Below are 16,841 nucleotides of genomic sequence, written 5' to 3'. Positions count from 1 at the left end.
CGTTCAGGAAGTCACTGGGGTAACCCCCGTGAGGTTGGGACACATGAATACGACTGATAGTTTGGAGGAAGCGATCGAAGTCCTCCAGCAACTCGGCTTGAAAGCGTATGAGGCGCGATGCTTCGTCGGTTTGTCCCGTCTCCACACGGGAACGGCAAAGCAGTTGAGTGAGATGACGGAGGTTCCCCGAACGCGAGTGTACGATGCGATTCGAGTGCTGGAGGCACAGGGGCTGGTCGAGATCCAGCACTCGAGCCCGCAGCAGTTCCGGGCGGTTCCGCTCGATGAGGCGACAGCGACCCTGCGCGATCAGTACGAAGACCGCGTCGAGCGACTCCACGATGCGCTGGACACGGTCGAAATCGTCGAGGAGGACGACGGGACCCCTGTCCAGGAGATATGGGCGATGTCCGGACGGGACGCGATCGAAAATCGGACGGATCAACTCATCGAGGACGCATCCGAGGAGATCGTGCTGGTAGTGGGCGACGAGTCGCTGCTGACCGAGGATCTCGTTGTCAGCCTCAACGACGTCGGTAACGGGGTCGACCTTCTCATCGGGGCGTTAACGAAGTCGCTTCAGAACCAGATCCAGACGGCGGTGCCGGACGCCACGACGTTCATCTCTGGCCTGGAGTGGCTACAGGGCGAGAACGTTACCGAAGACGAGACGGCTATCGGCCGGCTCCTTCTGGTCGACCGATCGACGATCCTCGTGAGCTCGATCATGCCCGGCAGCAGAGAGGAACAGGCGATATTCGGCGAAGGCTTCGGGAATGGTCTGGTCGTAATCGCCCGGCGACTCATGGCCCAGGGGTTGTTGACCGCTCGTGATCCCAAGCAGTGATCTCGCGAGGAGTGGCCATCGGCGAATCCATCAGCGGACGCACCTTTCAGACGGTTCCTGATCCCGTCCGTCGCGAGGACGGTCTTCGAGCAACTGGAGCGTGAGATACTCGCCGTTGTCGATCGTGATGTAACAACCGTCGTACACGAACGAGAGGCGTCCGCCCGTCCGAGGTGTTCCGTCGTACCGCGGGCCGAACAACGTATCTAACGCAGTCGGATCGACGACATCCGCCAGCGATCGGAGAGAGCATGGTTCACGACCTTCGACCGCGCTCACCGCGCGTACGACGGCCGTGCTGACCGATTCGTCCGGGCCGAGTTCGTACTCCACCGTTCTGTTTCGTGCTAGACGAGCAAAAGCTCTGAAGTTTTTCACCCGATTTATCAAAACAGATCTCGGATAGACGGGCTTGATGCGTGTGTTAGCACCGCTCGGGTCGGTAAGGTGAAACGAAATCTAACGATCTGCAACTTCCGCCCGGAGGGCCAGCTAGTATTCTTCGACAATACGCATTACAGCCCCGCTAAACCCGCTGTAGTCTCAACTTCACTACCCTCGGCTCTGTCGTCCTCCACCGGAAATTCGCAACCCGTTCAGGCCGACCTGTAGTGGAGCCCGAACAGGATCGCCGCACTGACGAGCAGGCAGACGAGGAACCCGGCGAACGCCAGCGTGTACCCCGCGAGTCCGGCCACCACGCCGACGTACGTCGGACCGAGACTCGACAGCCCCTCGTAGACCGTCTTGAACGCGCCGAGATCACCCCCCTTGGTCGACTCCGGAAAGATGTCCATCAGGTAGGCCTGCAGTACCGGCGTGAACGCCATGATCCCGGCCGCGTACAGGAGGATACCCCCGACGATGAACGCGAGGGAATCGGCGACGACCAGCACGGCGAGGCCGACGACGCTCACGAGGGTCGCGACGCCCGCGACGAGGCGTCGCTCCCACCGATCGCTCAGTGTGCCGGAGAGCGGCTGGACGACGATCCCGACCGCGAACAGCGTGGCGAACCCGCCGCTCGCGAACTCGGGGGAGAGCCCCTTGCTTACCTGCAGGAACGTCGGCAGGAACGTGAGCGCCCCCTCCCACGCGAAGATCACCAGCGTGTAGGCCACCACCAGCCAGCGGACCTGCGAGGTCCCGAACACCCGTCCGACGGTCTCGCGGACCTGTCCTCCGGCCCGACCCACCCGAGAGAACGCCTCCGTCCCGTAGGGTTCCCGACTCGTCACGTGAAAGACGCCGACGATCACGAGCAGCAGGCCGACGACGGGCACGAACGCGAGCTGCCAGCGCCCGACCGAGAGCGCGACCACGGCTAGGCCGGCCGCGAGGATGCTCCCGATACGGGAGATGGCGCTGTTCACTCCGAACGCCCGCCCTCGCCTCGCGACGAAGAGATCCGAGAGCAGGACGCGCTCGGAGACGAAGAAGAACGCCGAGCCGACGCCGAGTAGCGCGGTACTCAGCAGGAAGACCGGATACGACGGGACCCGGGTCAGGACGACGAAGCCGGCGACCATCCCTCCGAGGCCACCTACGATAGCTATCTTTCGCGAGACCGTGTCGGCGACGCGACCGCTCGGGTACTGACAGACGGCGAAGCAGATCCGCATGAGCGTCATGGCGAACCCCGCGGCGGCAGGCGTGATCGCCAGCCCCTCGATGATCGCCGGCAACAGCGGTGGCAGGGCCTGCCGACCGAGGTTCGCCACGAGCGTCCCGAGCGCGACGACGACGAATATCCGCCCCGAGTAGCCGCGCAGGAGCCGCTCGTCGCCGTCCCGACCTGTGCTCGTCGCCATTGCGATATCCTCGGGGATCCGTAGCCATCCCGATCCACCCGGACGGGGTATTAATCCCTTCTCAATCGTCCCGCGGGCCACGCTGCCGAACACGAGGACACCGAGCACGCGGCCCAGCTCGTTCCGGAGCCGGTCGAGTGCTGCCCGTAGGGGGCTGATCCTCGGGAGGTGTCCACCGCCGAACGTTGCTCTCTATGCGCTCGTCCCCCCGGCTTCCACGTTCTGTCACCCGTCCGACAAACCGCCTCCGGACGGTACCGCTTCGAATCCGGATCTGCCACGGCGATCCGCTGAAAGCCTCGGTACTGTATCCCCGCGTCGTCTCGTGATGCTGTACTCGAATCCTCCTCTCGTATCAGAAGGGCCAGCGACCGTCGAACCGGAGGTACTCCGCCAGCCCCTCGGGGATGACCTCCCGGACGGTCGGTTCGTCGATGCGCTCCGGATCCGGATCGGCCGCGAGGGCCGCGGTCGCCTCCGCCAGCGGGATCGCCAGATCCCGGAAGTCACGGGGGTCGAGCTTATCGAGGGTGTCTGCGTGGGTGTGTCCCCACTCCAGGTTGCCGTACCGGACGACCTGCCCCTCGCCACCGGCGGTCGAGGCACAGCTGACGCTCGGGATCCCGCGGGTCACGAACGGCCAGTGATCGTTAAACGGGCTGGCGGTTCGGCTGGTCCGGATCGATCCGAGCGCGGTGGTTTCGGCCGCCTCGAAGAGCTCGAGCAGCCCGAGCCCGCGCACTTGGAGGTCCCGGGAGTAGCCGATCCCGTCGAGGTTGATCTGTCCGACCACGTTCGAGAGATCGGCCTGTTCCGCCCAGTGGGTCGAACCGTAGAGCCCCGTCTCCTCGCCGCCGAAGGCGACGACCCGGACCCGGGTATCGAGTCCGGTTTCGTCGTCCTGGAGCGCGAGCAGCCGGCCGACCTCCGCCGCGAGGACGCTTCCAGCCCCGTTGTCGCGTGCCCCGTCGGCGATGTCGTGGGCGTCGACGTGGCCCGTCACGAGGATCTCCGGTCCGTCGTCCGGCCCGACGACGGCCTCGGCGTTCCGACAGGTCGCCGGTCCGTCGCGACAGTCGACGGACAGCGTCGCCGTCACCGACCCGTCGGCGAGATATCGCCGTATCCGGGCGGCGATCTCGCTGCTGACGCCGACCGCCGGGATCCCGCCCGGACCGTCGTGGGTGAAGCCGACCGATCCCGTCGGCGGGATCGCCCCCTCGGCGTTCTCGTTGACGTAGACGAACCCGAGCGCACCGGCCTGGCCGGCACGGGCGTACTTCTCGATGCGGTTGATCGCGCGGCCGAAATCCGGCGGGTTCTGACTGCCCACCATTGCGATCCTCCCCTCCAGGTCGGCGGCCTCGAAGTCCGTCGGTAGACCCGCGCCGACGTCGATCATCTCGGCCTCGACGGTCTCCCCGGGTGAACCGGGCAGTCCGAGTACCTCGTAGTCGGCCTCGAAGGTGCGGCCGCGACCGTTCCCGGCCTCGACCGCCAGCGAGGAGGAGCCGCGCCACCAGCCCGGGATCTCGAACTCCGTTATCCCCGCCTCGCGCAGTCCGGCACGCTCGAGCCCCTCGACGAAGACGCGGGCACCCTCGGCCTCGCCCTCCTGTCCGGCCATCCGGCTGCCGATCTCGGTCAGTTCCTCGAGGAGATCCCACGCGAACGTGCTCCGGTATCCGTCGCCGACGACCGTGTTCGACAGGTGTGACATACCACCCACTCCGTCGGAGGGGACTTATAAGAGCGGGGCGGGGGTCGCCGCCGGCCACCAGTCTCTCTCGGAATCAGCACGCCGCAACTGCCTTCGGGCTAGGGAAGACAGATGCTAACCATGGACGATGACGGCCGGACGCTCTCGGTCGATGAGCTGGTCGAGTACTGCCGAACCCAGGCCGGACTCCTCTCGGGGCACGTCGAGCGGATCGGCGCGGAGACCGACGAGCTGCTGGACGAGATCGACGAGGACATCGCGGAGATGCGAACCCACCTGCCGGAACGGGCGGACAGCACCGACGGACCCACCGCGTCTCCGACGACGGCCGGGGCGAGCGACGCCCGAAGTGACCTCGCGGAACTCGAGGATCTGGAATCCGAACTCGAGAAGAAGCAGGTGGTCGCCGAGGCGAAACAGGCGCGGATGACGGCCTTCCAGGAGCTCGCCGCGGCCTACATCGAACTGGCCGAGGAGCTCGAAGAGACCGGCGACGACGGACGAACGGCGCTCGACCGCGTCGTGCAGTTCGAGAACGACCACGATGCACCGGCCTACTTCGACGAGCGGCATACCCTTCTCGAAGCTGCCGCCGAAGCGAACGACTCGTCCACCGAGTGACAGGTCGAACGGGCCGCGGCAGTCGGTCGGTCGCGCTCTCAGGTCTCCTCTCCATCACGTATCACGCGGAGCCGTTACCAGCCGGGTTTTCTATGAGGTCCCGACCGACGTCCCGTTCGGGATCGAGAGGACTACACGCCGAGAAGCACCGTCGCACCGAAGTAGACGCCGGCCACCAGAACGGCGACGCCCAGCAGCTGGACGAGACGTCGCCATCGGTCGGGGATCGAGGACGCCGAGCCGTACTCCCCGCCGCGGTCGTGCGGGACCCGTCCCGCGGTCTGGACACGGATCACCGCCTCGGGGTACGCGAGGAACAGCGCACCGAGGCCGATCCCGAGGACAGCAGCCAGAAACGTTCGGAGGTCGGCCATCGACGCGTCACCCCCGGAGGCGTTCGATCCGCTTCTCGACGGGCGGGTGGGTCGCGAACAGCCGGGCGAGGCCGCGTCCCTCGCCGAAGATACACAGCGCGTTCACCTGCTCGTCGACGGCCGACTCCCCGGCGCGTTCGTTCCCCCGACTGATCTTCTCGAGCGCGCTCGCGAGGGGCTCCCCACCGCCGATCTCGTTGGCGGCGTCGCTGTCGGCGACGTACTCGCGGTACCGGGAGATGGCGAAGACGAACAGCATCACCAGCAGCTGGGTGATCTGGCCGACGACGATCGCGAGGAAGAAGTCCGCGATGTCGTTGTCGCCCGTCAGCAGGACTGTCCACTGGGCGGCGATCGCGACGATCGAGGCGACGCCCTGGCCCAGCACCATCATCACGACGTCGCGGTTCCGGATGTGGGCGAGTTCGTGGGCGAGGACCCCTTCGAGTTCGGCCGTGTCGAGGATCCGGAGCAGTTCCTCCGAGACGACGACCGTCCCGGCACCCTTCCGACCGATGGCGAAGGCGTTGGGAACGCCCATGCTGGCGATCATGAGCCGGGGTTTCTCGATGCCCATGTCGCTCGCGAGCGAGTCGACGCGGCGGTGGAGCTCCGGGGCCCGATCCTCGGGCAGATCGTCGGCGCCCACGCTCCGCAGTGCGGCCCACTTGCCGACCTTGTACTGGACGCCGACGAACGCGACGCTGCCCAGCAGCACGAGCCAGAGCGGCCACTGGAAGACGCCCATCGCCACGACGGCGGCGACGGCGTAGAACGCGAACAGGAGCGACCCGACGACGGTCATCCGGGCCTTCAGACCGAGGTGGCGCATATCGCGGGTTCGCCGTGGCGACACTAAGACGCGGCGGTTCGGCTTCGCCTCTGGCTGTTCCGGCTCCGAGGGGCTACGACGCCGAACAGAGCAACAGCGATGTCCGTAATCCGGTGAAACGTGGCCGTGATACCGCCGACCAGATGCGCCGAACGAGTGCGGACGAATCCGACCGTCGTCGATCACAGCCGCCACCGCCGAACGAAGCGAGACAGAGCGGGCAGCGTGCTCCGCAGAAGCGGTCCCTCGGGGCGATGGGGTACCCGCTTCGCGTTCGACGATGTACAGGCTTGACCCTGGTCCGCCCCGGTAGCAAACTTTACTCAGAGCGTCCGACTCGACAGTAGGTCCACTTCGATCGAAGTGGATGACGAGAGCGGGCCCCGTCGCCCGATCGTCACCTCCGAAGGTCGTCGACGGCCGTGTCCCGTCGCTCCTGCCACCCGTCGCCGAGCGCCGCAGCGAGCGCGTCGTCGAGGACGCCCTCGGAGACGACGCGCTCGACGGCCCGGATGTCCGGCGCGGGCGGCCGGTCCTCGTCGAGTGCCGGCACGACGGCACGGACGGTTTCGTGGACCGCGTCGGTCCCCTCCCCGTGCGCGAGCTCGTCGTCGACGAACTCCGCGGCCTGCGCACCACAGAGCAGCTCGATGGCGATGACCGTTCGGGCGTATCCGAGCGTCCGGCGGGCCGCGAACGCCGACGTGGCCGAGAGGCTGACGTGGTCCTCCTGGTTGCCCGAGACGACCGCGTTGTCGGTCGCGGGTTTGCCCGCGCTCCGACACTCGGTGACGAGCGACGCGGCGGTGTAGCCCGCGATCATGTAGCCGGACCGGACGCCGCTCTCGGGGGTGAGGAACGGCGGGAGATGCGGCTCCTGGACGTTCGGATTGAGCATCCGGTCGACGCGGCGCTCGGCGATAGACGCGAGTTCGGTGAGCGCGCTGGTGACGTAGTCGAGTCGGAGCGCCAGCGGCTCGCCGTGGAAGTTGCCCCCCGAGACGACGTCGGCGTACTCGGTTCCGGAACTCCGGCGATCCACCTCGCCGGCGGGGAACACGAGCGGGTTGTCGGTCGCGCTGTTGAGTTCGACGGTGACCGCCTCGCGGAGGTGCTCGACGGCGTCCCGGACCGCGCCGTGGACCTGTGGCAGACAGCGCAGCGAGTAGGCGTCCTGCACGCGATCGCAGTTGCGGTGGGACTCGACGATCTCCGACCCGGCACAGAGCCGTTTTATCGTCCAGGCGCTCGCCGCCTGCCCCGCGTGTGGGCGGACGTGCTGGATCGCCGGATCCGAGGCGGCGGTCGAACCCATCGTCACCTCGGTCGTGAGCGCGCCGGCCGCGTCGGCCGCGCGGAGCAACCGCTCGGCGTCGTGGACCAGCAGTGCTGCCAGTCCGACGGTGAGCTGTGTCCCGTTGATGAGCGCGAGCCCCTCCTTCGCACGGAGCGTGACCGGCTCGCGGCCGGCGACGGCGAGTGCCTCCTCGCCCGGGAATCGTTCGGTTCCATCCTCCGTCTCGACGTCCGCCTCGCCCTCCCCGAGCAGAACCAGCATCGCGTGCGCCAGCGGCGCGAGGTCGCCGCTCGCGCCGAGGCTCCCGCGCGAGGGAACGACGGGCGTGATCCCGGCGTTCAACAGCGCGACGAGCGAGTCGACGACAACCTCGCGGACGCCCGAGTACCCCTTCACGAGCGCGTTGATCCGACTGCAGACGAGCGCACGGACCTCCTCGCGATCGAGTTCGCGGCCCGTACCGGCGGCGTGGCTGCGGACGAGGTTGGTCTGGAGTTCGTCCACGCGGTCGTCGCCGATGCGCGTGTCGACGAGTTCGCCGAAACCGGTGTTCAACCCGTAGACCGCCTCGTCGGTCTCCGCGACCGCCTCGACGCGGGCTCTGGACTCCCGGACGGCGTCGCGTGCCGCCTCGCTGAGAGCGACGGTCGCGTCCTCGCGAGCGACACGGACTACGTCATCGGGCGTGAGCCCCACACCGTCGAGAACGACCGCCGCGTCGTCCGGGGACGGGAGGAACTCGCTCCCGCTCATGTCGACCCTGCCGAGACGTGGCCGTCCGCGTTGTGAACCACGGCTCCGTCTTTCAGTACCGTCGTGACCCGGTTCACGCCGAACGAGTAGGGGACGTGAACGTACGACGGCGCGTCGAGGACGACGAGGTCTCCCGGTGCGCCCACGGTGAGCGTCCCGGTCCCGTCCTCGCGGTCGAGCGCGAGCGCGCCGCCCCGCGTCGCCGCGTCGACCGCGTCCCGGGGAGCCATCCCCATCCCGACGCAGGCGAGGGCGAGCGCCATGCCCATCGACTGCGAGTGACAGTTCGGGTTGAAGTCCGTGGCGACGGCGACCGGTGCGCCGGCGTCGATGAACTGGCCGGGGTCGGCGTACTCGGCTCCGAGCGAGAACGCGGTGCCCGGGAGGAGGACCGGCGTGACGCCCGCGGCGGCGAGCGCGGCCGCGTCCTCGTCGGTCGCGTGGAGGAGGTGATCGGCGCTCGCCGCGCCGACCTCGGCTCCCAACCGAGCGCCGCCGAGGTGGGTCAGTTCCTCGGCGTGGATCTTCGGCGTCAACCCATGTTCGATCCCGGCCTCGAGGACGCGCCTGGACTGCTCGACCGAGAAGACGCCCTCCTCGCAGAAGACGTCACAGAACGCCGCGATCCCCTGCTCCGCGACGGCGGGGATCTGTTCGTCGATGACCTCGGTCGTGTAGTCCTCGGCGTCCCGACCCCCGGGGACCGCGTGGGCACCCATGAACGTCGGCACCACGTCGACGGGGTGTCGCGCGTCCGCGGCGTCGACGATCCCGAGCATCCGGAGTTCGGTCGCGGCGTCGAGCCCGTAGCCCGACTTCACCTCGACCGTCGTCGTCCCGTGGGCGAGCATCGTATCGAGGTGACCGAGCAGGTCCCCGAGGAGCCGTTCGTCGCTCGCCTCACGAACCGCCCGGACGGTGCGGAGGATGCCACCTCCCTCGGCGAGGATCTCCCCGTAGGTCTTCCCGCGGAGTTTCGCCCCGAACTCGTCCGAGCGGTCACCGGCGAAGAGGCCGTGGGTGTGGGCGTCGACGAACCCCGGGAGCACGGCCCGTCCGTCGGCGTCGACCTGCTCGACGGCGTTCTCGGGTGGGTACTCCCGCGTGACCGCATCGGTCGGGCCGACCGCGACCACGCGACCGTCCTCGACCGCGACGGCGCCGTCGGCGTACGACTCCCCCGGGCCGGCGATCACCTCCCCGGCACCGTGGACGACGGCGTCGATCACGAGGCACCACCCCCCGGGCGTGCGCTCAGCACGTGGGCGACCGCGCGAGCGGCGGCGTCGACGGTCCGTCCGTCACGATCCAGCGGCGGCGCACACTCGACCACCTCGAAGCCGACGACCCGGTCGTCCGAGGCGAGGCGTCGTAGAACCCGGAAACACTCGCGGGTCGTGAGGCCGCCGGGGGTGGGCGCGCTCACACCGGGCGCGGCCGTCGCGTCGAGCGCGTCACAGTCGAGCGAGAGGTAGATCCGATCCACACCGCTCATCGCGTTGAGCGCCCGGTCGGCCGCTGCGACCGGACCGTCACCGACTGCCTCGGCCGTCACGACCGTGCCACCCCGCTCGCGGACGTAGTCGTGGTACGCGGTGGAGGTCTCGAAGTGGCGCGCGCCGACACAGCCGTAGACGTCGAGGCCCGCCTCGAACAGCTGGCGATAGGGCGTCCCGCTCGTCGCGTCGTCCCGTACCTCCCGGACGTCGAGGTGTGCGTCGATGCTGACGACGCCGAGCGAGCCGTCCAGCAACGGGCCGGCGTTCGCGCAGGTGAGGGAGTTGTCGCCCCCGAGGAACACCGGAAACGCGTCCGCGTCGTGAACCGAGGCGGCGACCGCACGCACCGCCCGCTGGACCGTCCGTACGTCGCCGTCGGGGAGCGCGACCGTCCCGAGATCGCCCACATTCGAGACCGGCCCGGTATCGAAGTGGTGGGTCTTCACCCCGGCGAGCGCCTCGCGGATGGCGGCCGGTCCCGCCGCCGCACCGCGGCGACCGATGACCGCCCCGTCATACGGCTCGCCGACGAGGACGGCGTCGTAGCCGTCGGCCGCATCGAGTGTCGTCGGTTCGACGACGTCCCCGAACTGCTCGTCGTTCGGATCGTCCGAGGGCCCCGTCCACTCGAACGTCGTGGACTGGAGCCCGGTCATTCGCCCTCGCGGTCGCGCATCGGAATCGGAACGTCCGATCGGTCCGCCGCCTCTATGGCCGTCTCGTAGCCGGCGTCGGCGTGGCGGATCACACCCATCCCGGGGTCGGTCGTGAACACCCGACGGGCCTTCTCCTCCGCCAGGTCGGTTCCGTCGAGGACGACGTGGTTGTTCGCGTGTAGCGCGTTCCCGATGCCGACTCCGCCCCCGTCGTGGACGCTGACGATGTCGGCTCCGGCGGCGCAGTTGAGCAGGGCGTTGAGGATGGGCCAGTCGGCGACCGCGTCCGAGCCGTCCCGCATCGCTTCCGTCTCCCGATTCGGCGAGGCGACCGAGCCGGCGTCGAGGTGGTCGCGCGTGACGACGATCGGTGCCTCGATCTCCCCGTCGCGCACCAGCTCATTGATGCGGAGCGCGAACCGGGCCCGCTCGGTGAGCGCCTCCTCGCCGCCGGCGGTTTCACCGCCTCCGTCTCGAGACGCCGGAGGCGTCTCGCCCGTCTCGTACCCCAGCCAGCACACCCGCGAGGGGAGACCCTGGAACTGCACCCGCTCCCGTGCGAGGTCGATCCACCGGTGGAGCGCCTCCTTCTCCGGGAACAGTTCCTTGACGGCCTCGTCGGTGCGATGGATGTCCGCGGGATTCCCGGAGAGCGCGGCCCACCGGAACGGGCCCTTCCCCTCGCAGAACAGCGGGCGGATGTACGCGGGCACGAACCCCGGGAAGTCGAACGCGTCGGTCACGTCGCGGTGGTCCTCGACCTGTCCGCGGATGTTGTTGCCGTACTCGAAGACGACGGCACCCTCCTCCTGGAGGTCGAGGATCGCCCGGACGTGGCGCGCCATCGTGTCGAGACTCGCCTCGACGTAGGCGTCGGGGTCATCCTCGCGCAGGCGGTCGGCCTCCTCGACGGTGTAGCCCGACGGGTAGTACCCTTCGAGCTCGTCGTGGGCGCTCGTCTGGTCGGTCACGATCTCCGGGACGAACCCGCGGTCGAGCATCCCCTCGAGCATGTCGGCGGCGTTCGTGTGAACCGCGATCGAGTAGGCCTCGTCGGCCGCAGCGGCGGCTTCGGCCCGCTCGATCGCCTCGTCGAGGTCGTCGGTCTTCTCCTGGCAGTAGCCCGTCTCGATGCGGCGATCGATACGCCGCTCGTCCACCTCCGCCGCGATGCAGCACCCGCCGTTCATCGTCACCGCGAGCGGTTGTGCCCCGCCCATCCCCCCGAGTCCGGCCGTCGCGGTGATCGTCCCCGTCAGACCGCCGTCGAAGTGCTGTCGGCCGGCTTCAGCGAGCGTCTCGTAGGTCCCCTGGATGATCCCCTGCGTGCCGATGTAGGCCCAGGAACCGGCGGTCATCTGCCCGTACATGATGAGTCCCTTCGCCTCGAGTTCGTGGAAGTGATCCCAGTTGTCCCACTTCCCGACGAGGTTGGAGTTCGCGATGAGCACGCGAGGCGCCATCTCGTGGGTCTCGAACCGTCCCACGGGCTTGCCCGACTGGACGAGCAGCGTCTCCGTGTCACCCAGTTCCCGGAGCTCGGCCATGATGGCGTCGTACGCGTCCCACGACCGCGCGGCCCGGCCGGTCCCGCCGTAGACGACGAGGTTCTCCGGGTCCTCGCCAACCTCGGGGTCGAGGTTGTTGTTCAGCATCCGGAGGGCGGCCTCCTGTCGCCAGCCCCGGCACTCGATGTCGGTCCCGGTCGGCGCGCCCCGATACTCGCGCCACTGCGCCGACGGTTCGCCGATGCGGTCCTCGGGAGAGGGCTGCTTCTGTTCCATGCCTGCTCATCACACGGTGCTCCAGAGAGGAGAGCGTAGACTCACCATGCGGCCATTGTTTTATATACGCGGCTCCGAGCGACCGTATGTACGAGGCAGTGTTCCACGTCGGCGGGGAGGGTCCGTACGAGCGGGCGACGGCCGCGGGCGCGACGCGGATCGAACTCTGGTGTAACGACCACTGCGACCTCCTGTACGTCGCCGGCGACGAGGAGGACCTCGTGCTCGACCACATCCGCGAGGCGGTCGGGATCCGTCGGCACATCTCCGACGGCGACGACCGGCTGATCGTCACGAGCGCCTGCCTGAAACAGCACGGCGAGGAGTACATCGAGCGATACCTCGCGGCCCACGACTGCCTCTCGCTTCCGCCCCTGCGATACGAGAACGGCTCGAAGGTCGTCCGCGTGCTGGCCCTCGACGCCGGGGATCTGACCGCCCTCTATCGTGACGTGGCGAGCGATCACCCCGTGACGGTCGAATCGAAACGGGAACTCGCCACGCCGAGGGCCGACACGCCCCTGCTGTCGACCGACGCCCTCCTCCCGACGCTCTCGCCGCGACAGCGGGAGGTGTATCGGACGGCCCACGAGCGGGGCTACTTCGAACTCCCGCGCGAGACGACGACCGCGGAGATCGCCGCGGCGGTCGGCGTCGAGCGGCGTACCGCCGAACACCACCTGCGACGCGCGGAGAAGAAACTCGCCGACGCGCTGGTGGACTCCCTCTGAGGGCCGACACGGGAGCATGGAACCGGAAGACGGGAGAACCGCCAGGGACGACACAGCCGATACGTGTGGAGACACGCGATCGGAAATATGAGGACGATCGCCCGCAGTACCGACAGGAAACGAGATCCCCGATCGACGTGTCGCCGAACGGGTCCCCGACGATCGAGCCTCCAGGACCCTACCCTTATTGCCGCGATGAGCGGTTCTCCGGAGTATGGTAGAGTACCGTCCGATCCCCGAGGAGCGGCTCGACGAGTTCGAGGCGCTCTGGTCGTACGCGTATCGGCAACTGGACGATCACGTCGCCCCCGACGACACCGACCGCCGGATCGAGCCGGCCCGGGTCGGCGAACAGCGCGGCGTCTTCGACGGTGACGAACTCGTGGCTATCTGCCGACACCACTTCCTCCGGGCGACCGTCCGCGATACGACTCGGCCGATCGGCTGTCTCGCCTCCGTCGCCACCCCGCCCGAGCATCGACGGAAGGGGTACGTCCGTACGCTGATCGAATCGTTCCTCGACGAGTATCGCGATCGGGAGGTCCCCCTCTCGGCGCTCTGGGCGTTCGACTACCCGTTCTACGACCGCTACGGCTGGGAACTCGCTAATCAGTACGCGGTCCGGGAGTGCCCACCCGAGGCGCTCTCGGTCACGACGGAGCACACTGGCGGGGAGTTCGTTCGGCTCTATCCCGACGAGTACGAGCGTCTGGCGGGAGTGCTCGCCGACCACGGCGCTCCTTACGCGCTCTCGATCGAGCGGACCGAGGAGTGGTGGCGCGAACGTACCTTCCGAAGTCGAGGCGCCGACCCGCACGTCTACGGCTGGGAATCGGACGGGGAGCTTCGGGGGTATCTCGTCTACACGATCGAGTCCGACGACGCTCTCCTCGACGTGAGTGAGATCGCGTTCGGCGATCCGACGGCCTATCTCCAGCTCCTCCGATTCCTCGCCGTTCACCGGTCGCAGGTCGATCGGATCCGCCTTCGCGGTCCCGTCGACGACCCGCTCGTCGATCTGGTCGACGACCCGGCCGCCGTCGAGACGACCGTCCACCCGGGGGCGTCGATCCGGCTCGTGGACGTCGAATCCGTGCTCGAGGGGATCGAGTACCCCGAGCACGCCGCCGGATCCCTGGTCCTCGGTGTCGATGATTCGATCGTGGACTGGAACGACGAGGCGTTTCGTCTCGACGTCGACGGCGGATCGGCGTCGGTTGAGGTGACCACCGACGCGCCGGACGCGACGCTCGGGATCGGCGCGCTCTCACAACTGGTCGTCGGGTATCGAACGGCCGGAGGGCTCGCCGATGCAGGAGAACTCACCGTGGACGACCGTGAAACCCGAACGCTCCTCAATACGGCTTTCCCGCCCGGAGAGGTGTTCCTGCGCGAGGAGTTCTGATCGCTGGCGTTCTCGAACACGGCGGCGGGATAGTGGCACTCGGATCCGCTACGACGGGGGCCGCGCTCGGCGGCGGGGCCTCGTCAACCGGAACGACGAGGCGCTTCGCTCAGAGGAGGGCGACCTGAACGAGCGAGAGCACCACGAGCGGGACGTGGAACGTCGTGTGGGCTACCATCGCCGCCTCGAGGCTCCGCCGCCAGTAGAGCCACCCGAAGACGACGCCCACGAGGGCGTTCAGGAGGACCGTCCGGGCGATCAGTGCGGGGGTGAGATCGACGGACTGGGCGAGCGCCGGGAGGTGGCCCACGCCGAACAGCACCGCGGAGATCAGGATCGCGGCCCACACGACGCCGGGTCGTGGACCTTCCCCCGGACGGCCGGTGACGTGCCATCCGCCGAACACGAGCGCGGACATGAGCCCGAACCGGAGCATGAGTTCCTCCGTGACACCCCCGTAGAGGAAGCGGACCGGGGCGTACGCGAGGACGTCCACTACCGTCGGTCTCGCACCGCCGATGGCCGACTGGGGGAGGTCCTGTGCGACGAACGGTGCCAGCACGGTATCCAGAACGACGATCGAGACCGCACCGAGAACGCCGAGGCCCACGGCGAGTCCGACGTCGGCACGGAGTCGCGGCCAGACTGCCTCGCCCGTCGCCACGCGGTCGAGAAGGTACGACCGAAGGCCCGCTCGCGGGGCGGTGTACGCGCCGAGCAGGCAGGCGACGCTCAGGAGGAGCAGGGGGTTGATCCCGGAGAGTGCGGCGAAGAGGGGCAACGACAGGCCGGCCGGGACGGCCGCCGTCGGGGTCGTGAGGTAGATGTACCCGACGAGGGCGAGGACGCCCGGGATCCCGGCGAGGAGCGTCGCGCCGACCCGTCGGCCGAAGGAGGCTCCGCGTACGGTAGCGGGCATACCGAAACCAGTCACGCCGACGAGAAAGGAGCTTCGTCCCCGTCGATCCGTCTACAGGAGGCCGAGCACGGCGGCGAGGTCGAGCAGTAGCGACACCGTCCCCAGGACCGCGAGGGAGACCCCGAGGCCGCCCGCTATCACCCACCGAAGCCTGACGTCCTGCTGGTACTGCAGCCAGCTCTGGCGGGCGGCGTAGGCCCCGAGCACGGTCACGAGGAGGACGACAGCGGTCCCGATCGGGTCGAACGCTCCGGTCGCGCTCATCGGCGCTTGCTGGAGGGGGTAGAGCATGCCCAAGCCGTCCCGTCAGCGTCCGAAGTAGTTTCGGGTTGGTCGGGCGTTCGCTCGGCTCGAACCCTGGCTGATCGCCGACCGGGACGGAGGTCCTCTCGTCGAGACCCGGGTCGACTCCCGCTCCGAGGGACTCCGCTCCGTCCCCTCGAAACTGGTGCCGGAGAGCCCCGAGGAGCGGAAGACGATACGGCGGCACTCACGACGGGTGAACTACCCTCGGAGTTCGACCCACTCCCGTCGCTCGTGGCTCCGCTCGATCGCGTCGAGGACCCGCTGGACGGCCAGCCCCGTGTCGAAGTCCGGTTCGTGGGGCTCGCCGGCGGCCGCGGCCGAGAGGAACTCGTAGTTCTCGTGGATTATCGCGTGTTCCCAGCCGAGGACGTGGCCCGGGGGCCACCAGCGGTCGACGTAGGGGTCGTCCTCCTCGGAGTCGGTGACGAGCACCGTCTCGAACCCCCGGTCGTCGGCCCCGAGCACCTCGAGTTCGTTGAGCCGTTCGAGGTCGAACCGGATCGACCCCTCAGAGCCGTTGATCTCGATGACGTTGGCGTTCTTGTGGCCGGTGGCGAACCGCGAGGCCTCGAAGACGCCCATCGCGCCGCCCTCGAACTCCGCCTGGGCCGTGAACGCGTCGTCGACGGTGACCGGTCGGGTCTCGCGCTCGTCACCTCCGTCTTCCTGCTCGTCTCCCCCCTCGCTCGTCTCGTCTGCCGCGTCGTCGTCCTCGTCGGACACGGGCCGCTCGTCGACGAACGTCCGGAGGTGCCCGGAGACGCTCGTGACCACCTGTCCGATCAGGAACCCCGCGAGGTCGATCGAGTGAGCGCCCAGGTCGCCGCGCGCTCGGCACGGTCCTCGTCGGGGTGGAGCGGGTTGTTGTGGGTCGCGAGCGCGCTGATCCGCAGGTCGTGCTCCGCGACGAGTTCGAGCAGCTCCCCCTGGGCCTCCTCCTCGTCGAGGTACTCCTCCCGGGACAGGTGTGCGTCCCCGACGAACCCGCCACAGCCGAGTTCGACCGCGTCGACCCCCAGCCCCGCGAGGTACTCGAGCGCGTCCGGGAGCGACTCATCACCGAGCGCAATTGTCATAATTCCAATATTAATGTGTGACCCTGCGTCTGGCCCGAAATAAACCTGGAGGTCCGGCCCCACCCGCCCGACCCCGACTCGACATCCCGGAACTGTGTTGCCGCTTCATACGTTCGGGCTCCTGCCCGATGCCACGCCGTTCGCACGCCGGCCACGTCGGTCACGGTCCGGGGCGAGTTCGTCCACGAGGAGTTACATGCGCTGTCGCCC

General features: G+C 68.5%; 15 protein-coding genes and 2 pseudogenes. 4 read left to right on the top strand and 13 right to left on the bottom strand.

The window, feature by feature from the left end; translation table 11 throughout:
• The first annotated feature begins 43 nt into the window (after nt 1-43).
• Complete coding sequence (locus WDJ58_RS21170; RefSeq protein WP_338915297.1) at nt 44-847, top strand: TrmB family transcriptional regulator; 804 nt, start codon at nt 44-46, stop codon at nt 845-847.
• 30 nt (nt 848-877) lie between these two features.
• Here WDJ58_RS21170 and WDJ58_RS21165 read toward each other — a convergent pair whose 3' ends face one another.
• The 3 genes from WDJ58_RS21165 to WDJ58_RS21155 all read right to left on the bottom strand — a co-directional run bounded on the left by WDJ58_RS21165 (nt 878) and on the right by WDJ58_RS21155 (nt 4,378).
• Complete coding sequence (locus WDJ58_RS21165; RefSeq protein WP_338917887.1) at nt 878-1,180, bottom strand: HalOD1 output domain-containing protein; 303 nt, start codon at nt 1,178-1,180, stop codon at nt 878-880.
• Nucleotides 1,181-1,443: 263 nt separating this feature from the next.
• Nucleotides 1,444-2,658 carry an MFS transporter gene (locus WDJ58_RS21160; RefSeq protein ID WP_338915296.1) on the bottom strand — a complete coding sequence of 405 codons (1,215 nt, stop codon included), beginning with the start codon at nt 2,656-2,658 and terminating at the stop codon, nt 1,444-1,446.
• Between the two features lie 355 nt (nt 2,659-3,013).
• On the bottom strand, nt 3,014-4,378 hold the full coding sequence (locus WDJ58_RS21155; protein WP_338915295.1) for a M28 family metallopeptidase: 1,365 nt from the start codon (nt 4,376-4,378) through the stop codon (nt 3,014-3,016).
• A 120-nt stretch (nt 4,379-4,498) separates the two neighbouring features.
• Here WDJ58_RS21155 and WDJ58_RS21150 point away from each other — a divergent pair, with 120 nt between their 5' ends.
• Nucleotides 4,499-4,999: a hypothetical protein gene (locus tag WDJ58_RS21150; RefSeq protein ID WP_338915294.1), complete on the top strand. Its 501-nt coding sequence runs from the start codon at nt 4,499-4,501 to the stop codon at nt 4,997-4,999.
• 131 nt (nt 5,000-5,130) lie between these two features.
• Here WDJ58_RS21150 and WDJ58_RS21145 read toward each other — a convergent pair whose 3' ends face one another.
• From WDJ58_RS21145 to hutU, 6 genes are all read right to left on the bottom strand, one after another.
• On the bottom strand, nt 5,131-5,373 hold the full coding sequence (locus tag WDJ58_RS21145; RefSeq protein ID WP_338915293.1) for a hypothetical protein: 243 nt from the start codon (nt 5,371-5,373) through the stop codon (nt 5,131-5,133).
• A gap of 7 nt (nt 5,374-5,380) precedes the next feature.
• Nucleotides 5,381-6,205: a M48 family metallopeptidase gene (locus WDJ58_RS21140; RefSeq protein WP_338915292.1), complete on the bottom strand. Its 825-nt coding sequence runs from the start codon at nt 6,203-6,205 to the stop codon at nt 5,381-5,383.
• 397 nt (nt 6,206-6,602) lie between these two features.
• Entirely contained in the window at nt 6,603-8,255 is a 1,653-nt protein-coding gene (hutH, locus tag WDJ58_RS21135; RefSeq protein WP_338915291.1) for a histidine ammonia-lyase, read from the bottom strand.
• Nucleotides 8,252-9,484, bottom strand: coding sequence for an imidazolonepropionase (gene hutI / locus WDJ58_RS21130; RefSeq protein WP_338915290.1), 1,233 nt, complete (start codon nt 9,482-9,484; stop codon nt 8,252-8,254). The genes hutH and hutI overlap by 4 nt, the downstream gene beginning before the upstream one ends.
• Nucleotides 9,481-10,410 (bottom strand): formimidoylglutamase, encoded by a 930-nt coding sequence (gene hutG / locus WDJ58_RS21125; protein WP_338915289.1) that lies wholly within the window; start codon nt 10,408-10,410, stop codon nt 9,481-9,483. Before hutG ends, hutI begins: the two co-directional genes overlap by 4 nt.
• Nucleotides 10,407-12,194 carry a urocanate hydratase gene (gene hutU / locus WDJ58_RS21120; RefSeq protein WP_338915288.1) on the bottom strand — a complete coding sequence of 596 codons (1,788 nt, stop codon included), beginning with the start codon at nt 12,192-12,194 and terminating at the stop codon, nt 10,407-10,409. Before hutU ends, hutG begins: the two co-directional genes overlap by 4 nt.
• A gap of 86 nt (nt 12,195-12,280) precedes the next feature.
• Between hutU and WDJ58_RS21115 the strand changes: the two genes are divergently transcribed.
• On the top strand, nt 12,281-12,925 hold the full coding sequence (locus WDJ58_RS21115; protein WP_338915287.1) for a helix-turn-helix domain-containing protein: 645 nt from the start codon (nt 12,281-12,283) through the stop codon (nt 12,923-12,925).
• A 214-nt stretch (nt 12,926-13,139) separates the two neighbouring features.
• On the top strand, nt 13,140-14,330 hold the full coding sequence (locus tag WDJ58_RS21110; protein ID WP_338915286.1) for a GNAT family N-acetyltransferase: 1,191 nt from the start codon (nt 13,140-13,142) through the stop codon (nt 14,328-14,330).
• A gap of 109 nt (nt 14,331-14,439) precedes the next feature.
• Here WDJ58_RS21110 and WDJ58_RS21105 read toward each other — a convergent pair whose 3' ends face one another.
• From WDJ58_RS21105 to WDJ58_RS21090, 4 genes and pseudogenes are all read right to left on the bottom strand, one after another.
• The gene (locus WDJ58_RS21105) at nt 14,440-15,249 is read right to left on the bottom strand and encodes a CPBP family intramembrane glutamic endopeptidase (RefSeq protein WP_338915285.1); all 810 of its coding nucleotides are present in this window, start codon (nt 15,247-15,249) and stop codon (nt 14,440-14,442) included.
• A gap of 51 nt (nt 15,250-15,300) precedes the next feature.
• A complete protein-coding gene (locus tag WDJ58_RS21100; RefSeq protein ID WP_338915284.1) occupies nt 15,301-15,540 on the bottom strand; it encodes a hypothetical protein in 240 nt (79 codons plus the stop codon).
• Nucleotides 15,541-15,753: 213 nt separating this feature from the next.
• Nucleotides 15,754-16,386, bottom strand: a pseudogene (locus tag WDJ58_RS21095) (Gfo/Idh/MocA family protein); the annotation flags it as partial.
• Nucleotides 16,380-16,646 (bottom strand): annotated as a pseudogene (locus WDJ58_RS21090) (sugar phosphate isomerase/epimerase family protein); the annotation flags it as partial. The pseudogenes WDJ58_RS21090 and WDJ58_RS21095, both read right to left, overlap by 7 nt.
• Nucleotides 16,647-16,841 lie beyond the last annotated feature (195 nt).

Origin of the sequence: Salinirubellus litoreus, assembly GCF_037335815.1 — an archaeon.
GTDB classification, from domain to species: Archaea; Halobacteriota; Halobacteria; order Halobacteriales; family Haloarculaceae; genus Salinirubellus; species Salinirubellus litoreus.
This window is presented reverse-complemented; position numbering and strand designations above follow the sequence as displayed.